This is a genomic window from Paraburkholderia sp. MM5384-R2, assembly GCF_014201025.1.
In the GTDB taxonomy this organism is placed as follows: domain Bacteria; phylum Pseudomonadota; class Gammaproteobacteria; order Burkholderiales; family Burkholderiaceae; genus Paraburkholderia; species Paraburkholderia tuberum.
This window is the reverse complement of the sequence record NZ_JACHDI010000048.1, coordinates 1-13091: the sequence shown is the minus strand read 5'-3', so window position 1 is coordinate 13091 and position 13091 is coordinate 1. Positions and strand designations below refer to the sequence as shown.

The 13091-nt window shown below is 60.3% G+C and carries 11 protein-coding genes; 1 reads left to right on the top strand and 10 read right to left on the bottom strand.

Annotation, left to right across the window (positions count from 1 at the left end; genetic code table 11):
- Window positions 1–129: 129 nt before the first annotated feature.
- From HDG37_RS37015 to HDG37_RS36975, 9 genes are all read right to left on the bottom strand, one after another.
- The gene (locus HDG37_RS37015; RefSeq protein WP_184056304.1) at window positions 130–1644 is read right to left on the bottom strand and encodes an aldehyde dehydrogenase family protein; all 1515 of its coding nucleotides are present in this window, start codon (window positions 1642–1644) and stop codon (window positions 130–132) included.
- A 512-nt stretch (window positions 1645–2156) separates the two neighbouring features.
- A complete protein-coding gene (locus tag HDG37_RS37010; RefSeq protein WP_184056302.1) occupies window positions 2157–3299 on the bottom strand; it encodes an acyl-CoA dehydrogenase family protein in 1143 nt (380 codons plus the stop codon).
- A 13-nt stretch (window positions 3300–3312) separates the two neighbouring features.
- A complete protein-coding gene (locus HDG37_RS37005; RefSeq protein ID WP_184056329.1) occupies window positions 3313–4962 on the bottom strand; it encodes an MFS transporter in 1650 nt (549 codons plus the stop codon).
- 125 nt (window positions 4963–5087) lie between these two features.
- The gene (locus HDG37_RS37000; protein WP_184056299.1) at window positions 5088–6218 is read right to left on the bottom strand and encodes a thiolase family protein; all 1131 of its coding nucleotides are present in this window, start codon (window positions 6216–6218) and stop codon (window positions 5088–5090) included.
- Between the two features lie 36 nt (window positions 6219–6254).
- Entirely contained in the window at window positions 6255–6680 is a 426-nt protein-coding gene (locus HDG37_RS36995) for a Zn-ribbon domain-containing OB-fold protein (RefSeq protein WP_184056297.1), read from the bottom strand.
- Between the two features lie 15 nt (window positions 6681–6695).
- Window positions 6696–7832 carry a CaiB/BaiF CoA-transferase family protein gene (locus tag HDG37_RS36990; protein ID WP_184056295.1) on the bottom strand — a complete coding sequence of 379 codons (1137 nt, stop codon included), beginning with the start codon at window positions 7830–7832 and terminating at the stop codon, window positions 6696–6698.
- A complete protein-coding gene (locus HDG37_RS36985) occupies window positions 7829–8587 on the bottom strand; it encodes an SDR family NAD(P)-dependent oxidoreductase (RefSeq protein ID WP_260335255.1) in 759 nt (252 codons plus the stop codon). The genes HDG37_RS36990 and HDG37_RS36985 overlap by 4 nt, the downstream gene beginning before the upstream one ends.
- A gap of 39 nt (window positions 8588–8626) precedes the next feature.
- Complete coding sequence (locus HDG37_RS36980; protein ID WP_184056291.1) at window positions 8627–9415, bottom strand: enoyl-CoA hydratase/isomerase family protein; 789 nt, start codon at window positions 9413–9415, stop codon at window positions 8627–8629.
- A gap of 37 nt (window positions 9416–9452) precedes the next feature.
- The gene (locus HDG37_RS36975; protein WP_184056289.1) at window positions 9453–11012 is read right to left on the bottom strand and encodes an AMP-binding protein; all 1560 of its coding nucleotides are present in this window, start codon (window positions 11010–11012) and stop codon (window positions 9453–9455) included.
- Window positions 11013–11169: 157 nt separating this feature from the next.
- On the opposite strand from HDG37_RS36975, the gene HDG37_RS36970 reads away from it, so the two are divergent.
- Window positions 11170–11643, top strand: coding sequence for a PaaI family thioesterase (locus HDG37_RS36970; RefSeq protein ID WP_184056288.1), 474 nt, complete (start codon window positions 11170–11172; stop codon window positions 11641–11643).
- A 65-nt stretch (window positions 11644–11708) separates the two neighbouring features.
- Here the strand turns inward: HDG37_RS36970 and HDG37_RS36965 are convergent, their stop codons facing one another.
- A complete protein-coding gene (locus HDG37_RS36965; RefSeq protein ID WP_184056285.1) occupies window positions 11709–12380 on the bottom strand; it encodes a TetR/AcrR family transcriptional regulator in 672 nt (223 codons plus the stop codon).
- Between the last annotated feature and the right edge of the window lie 711 nt (window positions 12381–13091).

Sequence of the window (13091 nt, the reverse complement as noted above, 5' to 3'; positions counted from 1 at the left end):
GGACGGCAGTCGTGTCATATAGACGCTATGAAACTCTGCAGCACCGGGGCTGCGCACACTTAGCGCCGTCGACCATGGACAGGGTCAATGCTCGACAGTGCATATGAAGCGCCGCGCCCCGGAACAATGTCACCCAAGGTGGATCGCGACCGATTTCGTTTCAAGATAGGCATCAATGCCCTCTCGCCCCATTTCACGACCCCAGCCCGACAGTTTCAGGCCACCCCAAGGAAGCGCCGGATCGAGCACGCTATGGCTGTTCACCCACACAGTGCCGCCGCGGATTCTGCTCGCGAGCCTATGTGCGATATTCAAATCCTTCGTCCAGATGCCCGCCGCAAGCCCGTAGCAGGTATCATTCGCCTGAACGGCGATCGCGTCAACTTCCTCATCGCTAAATCGCATCGCACATACCACCGGACCAAATATTTCTTCACGGACCACGGTCATATCTGGCGTTGTACTGCCTAGCACCGTTGGGCCCACGAAGTATCCGCCCAGCTCTGTCCTTCTTTCCTCATTGAGCACGCGCGCACCGGCCAAGATGCCCGCCAAGATGTAACCTTTCACGCGTTCGACCTGCGATGCGGACACCAGGGGTCCCATTTCCGTGCCAGCGTCAAGTCCGTGTCCTAGCCGCAACTGGCTAGCAATGGCAGCAACGCCGGCGACAACCTCATCGTAGACGCGTTCATGTATATACAGTCGCGAACCTGCCGCACATACTTGTCCCGAATTGAAGAATATGGCATTGGCGGCGCCTGCGATCGCCGCTGGCAAATCTGCGTCGGGAAATACAAATACGGGCGACTTGCCGCCCAATTCGAGGGAGACTTTTTTCAGGTTCCCCGCAGATGCCTTGACGATAAGACGCCCAACCTCGGTACTTCCAGTAAAGGAAACTTTATCAACACCTGGATGCGCAGCTAGCGCCGCGCCCGCATTCCCGCCGTCACCAGTGACGATATTCAGTACCCCGGGCGGGAGCCCAGCCTCCAGTGCGAGTTCACCCAGCCGGAGAGCACTCAAAGGTGTCTCTTCGGCTGGCTTCAGGACCACCGTACACCCTGCCGCGAGCGCTGGCGCGATTTTCATCGCCGCCATCATCAAAGGCACATTCCATGCAACGATCTGTGCAACCACGCCCACTGGCTCGCGCCTGGTATATGCATGCCACTCACCCGGTAGCGACACCGGTACCGTATCGCCCGAAACCTTGGTGCACCATCCGGCGGCGTAGCGGAAATGTTCGCACGCGGCAGGCACGAAAAAGTCGCGCGCAAAGGCGATCGGCATTCCGTTGTCCAAGGTCTCGATCTGCGCGAATTCCTCGGCATGTACTGCGATCAGATCTGCCAGACGCCAGAGCAAACGAGCCCGCTCACTCGGAGCCAGCCTCGACCATACTCCCCCTTCAAGCGCCCGTCTCGCGGCCGAGACTGCCAGATCGATGTCTCTTTTGCCGCCAGCAGCAGCTGACGCGATGATCCCGGCAGTAGCGGGATCTATTACCGGAAAGGACTCGCCCGAGTCGGCATTAACCCATTGCCCGTCGATCAGAAGACGATGGGGACGTCGCAGAAAGTCCTTTACCCGCGGGTCCACCAACGTGGCGTCGCGTCTGGAGTTGTCAGGCTGTTGCATGTCACGTTTCCTTTTGAAATAGATTTATTCTGGGCTTAATGTACGGGCGCTTTAGACCGCGTTGGCAACACGGCCTGCTGAACGCAGCGTTGCGCGCATCGCCGGAATATGCATCATCTCCGCCCGCTACTCTCCAATCCTGATGGTCCGCGCAATCTTCTTGCTCGCTATGATATGGGACATGATGGACGCGCCAACAATGCCATGCACTGCAATCGGATCTCTGACATAGGCCTGCAGCGAGGTAGGCAGGATATAGCGCACACGATCGCCAAAAACATACATTTCGCTCCAGTTTTTATACGTTCTGTCCTCCGAAGCGGAGTTATCTATTCTCCGCATGACTTCTGGTTTTCGACCAATTTACCGTGCCATTAGCAAACCAATCAATTTAATGAAATTTTTATGCCATCTTTGATTACGATGCCAGAAGGTCGAACTGAGGCAAGATGGGACCACAAAATTATCTTCCGTCGGCTTTTTTACTCGAAACGACAAATTATGTGTGCCGGTCAAAGCGAGCGCGCCACGACCTCCTTCTGAATCTCATTGGCACCGCCATAAATTCGCTGAACCCGAGCGTCTGCCCACATCTTTGCAATTGGATACTCCGTCATATATCCGTAGCCTCCGTGCAGTTGCACGCATTCGTCGATCACGGTGTTCTGCAGTTCCGTGCACCACCATTTCGCCATCGCCGCCGTGGCACTGTCGAGTGTGCCGTCCATCACCCGGGCGATGCAATGGTCGATGAACACGCGCGCCACGCGCGTCTTCGTCTGGCACTCGGCCAGTTTGAAGCGCGTGTTCTGCATGTCGAACAGCGTCCTGCCAAAAGCACGGCGGTTTTTCACATATTCCGTCGTAATCGCCACTGCCCGTTCAGCCTGGGCCACACCGAGCAGGCCAAGCACCGTGCGTTCGGTGCAAAAGCCGCTCATAAGTTGACCAAACCCTTGCCCCTCCGCTCCGCCAACCAGATTCTCTGCTGGGACCCGGACGTTATCAAAGAAAAGCTCTACCGTATCCTGGCCCTTCTGCCCTACTTTCTCCAGAATGCGCCCCACCCTATATCCCTCAAGTCCCTTCGTGTCGAGCATGAACATCGAGATCCCGCGCGCACCCTCTCCCGACGTACGTGCGGCGAGCAGCACCGTATCGCCGTTATAACCGTTGCTGATAAATGTCTTTGAGCCGTTGATTACATAGTGCTCGCCGTCGCGCCGAGCCGTGGTGGCGATATTCTTTGCATCGGAACCGGCGCCTGGTTCCGTCAGCGCAAACGCGAAGATCGACTCTCCGGCCGTCAACGGTGGAATCCACCTGCGACGTTGCTCATCGGTTGCCGCATGAAGGAAAATAGGCACACCCATGTTCGCGAGAACGACACCAAATGCCGTATCGCCGACACGAGCCTGTTCCTCTATGATGATGGCTTCATGCAGGAAGCTGCCGCCCACACCACCATATTCGGACGGCACGGACGTGCACAGCATGCCGATCTCGGCGGCCTCGCGCCATACAGATCGGTCGACATACTGCTGTTCTTCCCAGCGTTTCGCATAGGGTGCTACCTCCCGTTCAAAGAACCTGCGTACCGTGCTGCGGAACGTCTCGAGTTCCGGCGTCATCCAGGGAGAAAAATATTCACTCATGGCAGTTGCCCAGTTATTCGCCGGTTTTCCGGCTGACAGAAAGAGACCCGAACAGGAATGTGAAGAGGATGCCCGCTGCAGCGGCCACGCGCGGATAGGCGAGGCCCGCATACATGTTTCCGCTTGCCGCGGCCATGGCAAACGCGGCGGCCGGAAGAAAGCCACCGGTCCAGCCAAAGCCGATGTGGTAACCAAGCGACAATGCAGTAAACCGAACCCGGGTCGGAAACAGTTCGCTCATCGCAGCGGCAAGCGGTCCGTAGGTCATCGCAGCAAACACGCCGAGAACAAACAGCAGCAGCCAGACCATGCCGCGATTGACCCGTACGGGGTCCGCCTTCGACGGATACCCCGCCGCCGTGATTGCGGCGCGCAGCGATGCTGTAAATGTGGCATTGCGCTCTTTCGCATCCGCGGCCGCGCCATCGTAGGCTTGCAACGATACCTCGCCGATCCGGATCACGGCCGGCCCACCTGCCGAGGACGCCACGTTGCTGTAATTGATACCCATCCGAACGAGTGCCGCCTTGGCGATGTCGCACGAGCTGACGAACTTCCCGGTGCCGAGCACGTTGAACTGCGTCGAACATTCATGCGGGTTCGCGACCACGACGACTGGCGCGCTTGAACCAGCTGCCTCCAACGCGGGGTTGGCATAGTGTGTGAGCCCGCGAAAAATAGCAGGGTATGAGAGCACCACCAGCGCGAAGCCTGCACAGATCACGGTCTTGCGTCCGATGCGGTCGGAGAGCGCGCCAAACAGGACAAAAAGTGGCATTGCAACGATCAGCGCCGTCGCAGAGAGCCAGTTCGCCGTCTCCACATCCACATGCAAGACCTGAGTCAGGAAAAACGGTGTATAGAAGAACGCCGCATAAAGTGCGACAGCCGCACCCGGGCCGAGGCCGAGCAGCGAACAGAGAAGCGCAGCGAGATTGCGCCGCCCCGTCAGGGCTTCACGCAGCGGCGCCCGCGACACGGCGCCATCGTCGCGCAATCGCTCGAATTCCGGTGATTCGCCCATCCGCGAGCGTATCCAGACCGAAAGGGCAAGCAGCACAAGTGAAACGAGAAATGGAACTCGCCAGGCCCAAACCATGAACGCGGCCTCACCGAAGATGCCACGCGTGGTGGACAGCACGACCTGCGAGAGCAGCAGTCCGACCATCGGCGCCAGTTGTACCCACGATGTATGAAGGCCGCGACGGTTTGGAGCACAATGCTCGACCACATACACCATCGCGCCGCCCGCCTCCCCGCCAAGCGCAAATCCCTGCACGAGACGCAGTGTCACGAACGCGAGCGGCGCAATGAGGCCCGCAGTCGCAAAGGTCGGCAGAACGCCGATCAGGGCGGTAGCGACGCCCATCAGCGCGACGCTGGAAACAAATACGCGCTTGCGCCCAAACCGGTCCGCGATGCGGCCGAAAAACACTGCGCCAAACGGCCTGACCAGATAACCTGCCGCGAAGCCGAGCAGCGTAAAGATCAGACCGGCAGTCGGATTTACCCCCGAGAAGAACTGATGGCTGATTACTGCGGCCATCGTGCCGACAAGGAACAGGTCGTACGCTTCGAAGCATGTACCGAGCGATCCGGCCAGTATGATGCGTGCCATGCCGGCGCGACCCGGTAATGCCACGCGGTCGCCAGACGTCGCCATCGAAGTGGCATCCCTATCGTCCCGCGGTTCAGCCGCAGGCGTGATCAGTTCCATCATCTGTCTCCTTGATTATTAGTTAAGCTGAATATCTGATCTACCCCTCTCTTCTGGAGGGCTTGAACGGATCAGATGCTCAGGATATGCACGCTGGCGGCGCCAGTCTCAAGACCTGTAGCAGAGCCGCCGAGCATCTGCGCGAGTCCCAGCTTCGCGCCCGGCACCTGGCGTCCGCCCGCCCGCCCGCGCAGGTGCAAAGCGACCTCACAGATATTGCGCACGCCCGACGCACTCAACGGGTGACCGAGCGAAAGCAGCCCGCCGCTCGGATTAACGGGGATGTGCCCGCCAAGCGACGTTGCACCCGAGCGCAGCAAGCTAATCCCATCGCCTCTCGCGCAGAGGCCGAGATCTTCGTAATGGACAATCTCCTCTGCGGCGAACGCATCGTGAATCTCCACGACGTCCAGGTCGCGTGGGTCCACCCCAGCCGTCTCATACGCCTTCTCGGCCGCACGCTTGCCGAGAGTGAAGGAAGTCAGATCGTCCTTTTTGAAGAAGTAGTCGCCCGACACGAGCGTCGAGGCAAGAATTCTGACCGGTCGCGACGTGTAGGCCTTTGCAAACTCCTCGGAACACAGCACGACCGCCGCTGCGCCATCCGTATTCGGGCAACATTGCAGCAGCGTAATCGGATCGACGATCGGGCGTGATGCGAGCACCTCCTCCACGGTAAAGCGCTTGCGATACTGCGCCTGCGGATTGAGCATCCCCGCGTCATGGGCCTTGACCGACACCTGCGCAAAATCAGCGGCAGTCGCCCCGTGCGTTTCCATCAAGCGTTTCGCCATCAGCGCGAACACGACCGGCATGGCCGACCCTAGGTTCCCATCGAGATCGTCCTTCGGCGGAGGAATCAGCTTGCCGGCAATCGGGCTCGTCGTCATCGATTCAACCCCAAGCGCGATACCGACCTCGCTGTATCCCGATGCGATGTCCTTGAAGAGTGAATGCACCGCTGTCGCACCGCCCGCGCAGGCGTTCTCGACGTTAATCATCTCGATGCCGGTGACTCCGATTTCCTTCAGTATTGTCTGCCCCGTGATCATCTCCGCGTAAAGACGCGACGTGTAGGCGATCTGCAGGTCGCGCGGCCTGATGCCCGCGTCCGCAATTGCCGCACGGGCCGCAGCCGAACCGAGCTGCGCAACGGTCTGATCCGGAAATTTGCCGAACTGGCTTTGCCCGATGCCGAGCACTACGACGCTTCTCATCTGTCCTCTCCTCAACGCGCTTTAGCAGGGATAAAAACGATACGCAGTCACGTCGCGACCGTCCTCGGACCAAAGCGGCGCAACTTCGACCCGCATCTTCATGCCGACGGTAAATGGCTTGCCCTCCACGGCGCGTAGCGGTGCAAAGATTTTCAGCCCTTCCGGCAGTTTCACGTAACCAACCCGATACGGCGGATTGAAATGCGAGGTCTTCATGTGAACGGTTGTTTCACAGAAGAGTTCGCCTTCACGGCTCAGCTCGCACTCCTCGACATCCTCAGCAAGGCAGTTCAGACAGAGGCCCGTCGAGGGGAAATGCACCTGGCCACACGCCCTGCAGCGCATGCCAAGCAGCACGGCGCCCTGGGGCGTCTCGCGAAACAAACCCTCGCGAAGGGGCACAATCTCATTCGTCAATTGGGGTTCCTCATCCTTGTTGATCGTCAAACGGGCACCAGCCGGTCACTTCGGCCGCATACTACGTCCCTGCCCGCCGTCTTCGGCCAGCGCGGCGCGTATTACATCGCTATTGGCCCCAGGACGGACAAACGCTGCGGGTACGGCGCAGGGTGTGCGGGAAAAACGCGGCGCCGGAGCGGGCAGCGTAACGCCGTCCGCTGTCATGAAACTGCGTCGGGCAAGGTGATGAGGATGCCGTGGCACCTCGTCAATCCTCAGTACCGGGCTCACGCACGCGGCCGCTGCCAGCGGGTCAGCACACCAGTCGTCGCGGCTACGCCGGCGAAACGCGTCGGCGAAGCGCTTGCGCCATTCGGGCCAGCGCGTCACATCGAAACGGTCCTCCGCCTCGGCCGGGTCAGGGATATCGCACAATGCAACGAGCTGCCGGTAAAACATCAGCTCGACTGCGCCCACCGCCACGTATCGCCCATCCGCGCATTCATAGACACCGTAAAAGGGAGCGCCGCCGTCCAGCAGGTTCTCACCGCGAGCGCCGGTCACACGACCGAAATGCGCGAGGGCGTAATTCATCGTCATCAACGAAGACGCCCCGTCCACCATCGCCGCCTCGACCACCTGTCCGCGTCCTGAATGCGCACGTTCGACGAGCGCTGCAAGAATACCCATCGTGAGCAGCTGGCCGCCCCCCGCGAAATCTCCTACCAGGTTCAGCGGCACGACGGGTGGCCCACCCCTCTGGCCAATGGCGTCGAGCGCTCCCGCGAGTGCAATGTAGTTAATGTCGTGACCCGGCGCCTGTTCGAGCGGGCCACCTCTACCCCACCCAGTCGCGCGGCCATAGACAAGCCTGGCATTGCGCCCGAGACAGACGTCGGGGCCGAGGCCAAGCCGCTCCATCACACCGGGCCGGAAACCCTCGATGAGCACGTCGGAGCGGGCAACGAGCGAGCGGGCCGTCTCCACGTCATCCGGCCGTTTCAGGTCAAGCGCAATCGAGCGCTGCCCCCGCGAAAACACATCGACCGGCATCGCAAGTGGATCTGCCGTCGGTGCTTCCTCCGGGCGGTCGATGCGCACGACGTCCGCCCCCATGTCCGCGAGCAGCATCGCGCAGTATGGCGCCGGTCCGATACCGCCCGCGAGCATTACCTGCAGGCTGTCGAGAGCTCCGCTCACGACTTCGCCGGCAGGATGGCGCCACCGTCGAAACGGTAGGTGCGCCCGTTATGCAGCGGGTTGCGGATGATTTCCTCGACGAACAGCGCGAACTCGGATGGCTTGCCAAGGCGCTTTGGAAACAATACGAGATCGACCATACCGGCCTTCACCTCCGATGGGACGTTCTCGTAGATCGGCGTATCGAAGGCGCCCGGCGCAATGGTCATCACGCGCACGCCGTGTGCCGCGAGTTCGCGCGCGAGCGGCATTGTCATCCCGACGAGCGCAGCCTTCGATGCGCTGTAGGCGATCTGCCCGATCTGTCCTTCGTACGCGGCACCGGAAGCGACGTTGATCACCACGCCACGCTCACCGTCCTCGTTCGGGGCGTTCTTCAGCATGGACTGCACCGCCGCACGCATGACATGCAATGTGCCGTAGACGTTGACCTTCATTACGTTGTCAAACTTGCCCATGTCGATCGGGCCATTGCGCGTAATGAGCTTTGACGGACCCGGAATCGCAGCAGCAGCCACCACCGCATGCACTGCACCGAACCGGTCGAGTGCGGCATCCACCGCACGCTGGACAGCATCCATATCTGTGATATCAGTCTGCACGAACAGCGCGCGCGCGCCGAGCTCCTTCTCAAGCGCCGCACCTCGGCCGGCATTCAGATCGAGCAGCACCACGCCACGCGCGCCTTTTTCGAGCAGGTGGCGGGCGCTTGCCTCGCCGAGTCCCGAAGCCCCGCCCGTAATCACGGTCACCATGTTTTCAATTTTCATTGTCTTACCTGTCACTGAAGTAAACTAGCAGCCGCGGAATTGCGGCTTGCGCCGCTCAGCAAAAGCTGTCATGCCTTCGGTCATGTCGAAGGACCTTCCATACTCGGCGTTGGCCTCGAGTTCGAGTTTCAATGCGGCGCTGATGTCGCGCTGTTCAAGCCCGTCGGCGACAAGCCGTTTGGTGATACGCAGGCCGAGCGGACTCTTTTCCGCAATCCGCTCTGCCAGGGCCTGCGTCCCGGTTACCAGTTGGTCCGCCGCATACAGCTTCGAAACGAAGCCAATGCGGTGCAATTCCGCGGCCGGCACCGACTCGCCGCTGAAGAGCAGATACTTTGCGTACGCTGGCCCGACGAGCCGCGGCAACAGCGCCGCCCCGCCACAACCTGGGATGACGCCGAAGTTCGAATGCGCATCGGCCAGTTTCGCAGTGTCGGAGGCGACCACGATGTCACAGTGCATTGCCAGTTCCAGTCCGCCGCCCATCGCGAGGCCATTTACGGCAGCGATCACCGGCAGCGGCAGCGTACGCACACGCTCGAAGACACGATGTACCTTCGCCAGGAACTCAAGCGGGCCTTCGCCCCCAGCGGTCGACGCGCCCACGCCTTTCAGGTCTGCGCCAGCGCAGAACGCACGCCCGGTACCGGTAATCACTAGAACACGGGTTTCACCATCACCCTTCACCGACTCCAGCGCGTGTGCAATCTCGTCAAGCATGTCCGGCGACAGCGCATTGAGCGCATCAGGCTTCGCCAAGGTAATCCACGCGACACGGTTTTCACGCCGTAATTCAATACAGGTGTACTTCATGGAATCTCACTAGTCGATTGGGCTTAAAGAACCGGAATCACGAAACCATCCGCGTCTGATCCTGCCAGTAACGCTGCCTGAGCTCGCGCTTGAGAATCTTGCCAGCCGGGCTACGAGGCAAGGTCTCGACAAACTCGACGAGCTTCGGCGCCTTCATGCTGCCGATCTGTGCCTTGCAGTGCGCAATCAATGTCTGCGCATCGAGCAACACGCCCTCCTTAAGCTGCACGACGGCACTTACCCGCTCGCCCCATTTGGGATCCGGTGTGCCGACCACGGCACAATCCTGCACGGCCGGGTGCGCCAGGATCGCCCTCTCCACTTCGGATGAGTAAATGTTGAAGCCGCCCGAAATGATCATGTCTTTCATCCGGTCTACGATGTAGAAATAACCCTCCGAATCCCGGTATCCCACATCACCGGTGTGATGCCAGCCATACGCACTCGCTGCTGCCGTCGCGTCCTGATCCCGGTAATAGCCGCTCATGACCCCGGTACCGCGGACCACCAGTTCGCCGACGTCGCCGTCAGCGAGCAACTGCCCGTCCGGTCCCATGACCTCCACGCGGCAGAATGGGGAAACGCGTCCGCAGCTCGCCAGCCGGGCGGCGTCAGCCATCCTGCCGTCGACAAAATGGTCGGCGCTGGAAAGGAACGTATTGGGTACGCCGCTTTCCGTCTGCCCGTAGATCTGACACATCACCGGACCGAACACGTCCAGCGCCTCGGCAAGCTTTCCTGGAGCCATAGGTGAGGCGCCATAGAAAAAATACTGCAAGGATGAGTAGTCCCGCTCGCGTACGTCCGGTACCGCCAGCAGATCGTAGATAACCGTTGGGGGCAGGAATGCGTGAGTAATCCCGTACCGCGGGATCGCATCGAGCAACGCGATCCTGTCAACCTTCGGGAATACAACACCTGTCCCGCCGTGCGCGAGCAGGTACTGAAATATCTGACCAGCGGCATGGGTAAGGGGTGCAGCCGCGAGGAAAACCGGTCTGCCCTTGCACGGGGCCACAGCCGTAAAGCTCGCCACGATGTTTTCGAGTGCACGATTCGACAACACGACGCCCTTGGGAAAACCGGTCGTGCCGCCCGTTGGCTGGATCACAAAGGCCCGCTCCGGATCGTGCGGCGTGTCGACCTCGGCATCCGTGACGCCGGCCAGCCATGCATCCCACGACTGCGCGTCACCTGCGGCACCGTCAACGCACACGAAGCGCGATATCCGTGGAGCGAGACGTTCGATCTCAGGCAGTGCATCCGCAAACTGACGTTGAAAAAAAAGAATGTCGCAGTCGAATCGCTCCAGGATCCGCGCGTTATCGGTCACCGAATTGCGGGGGTTAACCGGAATCCAGGTCAGGCCGCCGCGCAGGATTGAAAGCACCGCCGTGTAACCACCCGAATCGTTATAACTCAACACTGCGCCTTTGCTGCCGACCGAATAGCCATCCCGGCGCAATGCGTTAGCCGCCAGCACGGTCTGACGGCGGACCTGCGCATAGCTGGACGCCACGCCGGTTTGTGCGTCGATCAGACACGGCGCCTGCGGATCGAGGCGCCAGCCATGATCGAAAAAATCAATCGAATTCACTCCTGTGTCTCCTCACAAATCATCTTCTCGATGGCCGTCAGATCGTCGTTTGCGAACAAGGCGAAAACCCTGATGACGGTGCCAATTGTGTCTGCGAGCCAGCAACTAATTTACCCGTTGGTAACCAATGTACTCTCGGGTAAAATCTCCGTCAAGCGTGATTGACGCCAACCCGGAGACACTTATGGAAAACCCCGACCGCAACCTGCTGCATTCGTTTCACCGCCACGGCGGAGACCCAGTGCTCCTTGAAACCAATCCGCTCGCCATTGCAATGCGCGCGAGGCTGCTCATGGTGAACATCGAAAGGGGAATCGTCGAACTGGGCTTCACGCCCGGCGAGCAGTTTCTGCAGGGCGCGAACGTGATTCAGGGGGGGATCGTGAGCGCAATGCTGGATTTTGCGCTTGGGTTCGCCGCGCTCGCGACCGTGCAGCAATCGCAATCGGTCGCGAGCGCAACGCTCAACGTGTCATTCCTGCGGGCGGCGAAGTCCGGCACTTATGTTGCCCGTGGCGAGCTGGAGCGGCTCGGGCGTTCGCTCGCGTTTACCCGCGGTGTGCTGCTGGAGTGCGGTGACCGTCCTGTCGCCACCGCCACGTCAGCACTTTCGATCGTCGGCATCGCTTAAGTGAGGCGCAGCACACCGTGAGAATCATCGAAGTCAGGTCCAGGCGGGGGGCCGGGACGCCGAATCTACCGCGGCCGTCTCTTCGACGGCTGCAGCCCATGGACGAAAAGGTCGAGAAAATGAGCTGTGACGTCGGCCGGCTGCATCTCACCGCCTGGCTGGAACCAGGTCGCGATGCCATTGAAACCGCCAAATATCGCGTAGGAAACCATTTTTGGATCACACACACGGATCGACCCATCCTCGACGCCCTGCGCAACGATGCCGCGCAGTGCCTTGTCGAGCCGGTTTGCCAGCACCCTGAGCTTCGCGCGGCTCTCGGGGCGCAGGGGTTGCAGCCCTGTACGGATCAGGCATGCGCCGAAATCGTTGGTCATCAGTTCCGTGTAGCGCGTCAGGAAGTCGCCCAGTTTCTGCATGCCCGACTCCGTGCCGTTCTCCGCTTCCTCGAGCGCTGCCTGCATGTGCTGCAACGCCATCCGGTTGCATTCGAACAGGATATCGTCCTTGTCTTTGACATAGTAGTAAAGCGCCGGTTTCGTAACGTTAAGACGTTTGGCGAGTTCTTCGAGAGTCGTGTTGTAGTACCCGGTTTCGTTGAAGGCGCGCGCCGCCGTTTCAAACAGCACGGCGCGGCGGAGGCGATGCTGCTCCTCCTGGCCAAGGCTTTCCTGGCCCCATCTGAGAGTCGCGTTGCGGCGAGTTTTGGCCTGTGACTTTTTCTCTTGTGCGTTCATTTCGATCAGCGCGGTATCCGGATTGCTTTTGACTGTCGTATTCTAATCTGTGTCCGTTGCCGGTCGGGTAGTCGCCGATATCGCGTACCTGGTCTTTCCTCTCCCCCTTTTAAATCCCGCGAATTCAACATCCGTCCTGCGCCAGTACTGAAGCACCATTATTTTTCAATTTGGTCGCTGCATACAACGTTTCTGAACGCATTGTCTAGGAACCGTATCCGGCCTCCGTCGGGCCGGTACGGGAAAAAGCACGATCCCGAAGGATTGGTTGCCGACTAGCGGACGGGCACGCTGGAAGGGTCATCTCGCGAGGTTTGTGTCGCACCGGGCTTTCGCGCGACGTCGCACTCGCGTGGTACAGCGGCCCCGACTCTGCGCCGCCGCGTGAGATCCGGCTTCGTGCAAGCAGCGACTGCGGCGCCTTGGCCGCCGCTGCGCTCGCGCCACGGCGCTAGCATCACCTCAGCCGGGAAGGAGCGCGTGCCGCTGCCTACGATAGCCTGGCTCGACAGGGGGACACGGCCAGCGTCGGCACGTTGCTCTCGCCTGCCTGTCCCGCGGCCCGCGAATGCCGAGGCGCAGACATGCTGCGCCCTCTCCCCGGTGAATGTGTTAGGGCAATGCTGATCAAGCCGTGTAAACGCGGCTGATTGAGATGGCACATGCGTAAACTTTCCGAATCACGAATGAAGATGGTCATTCCGGTTCGTT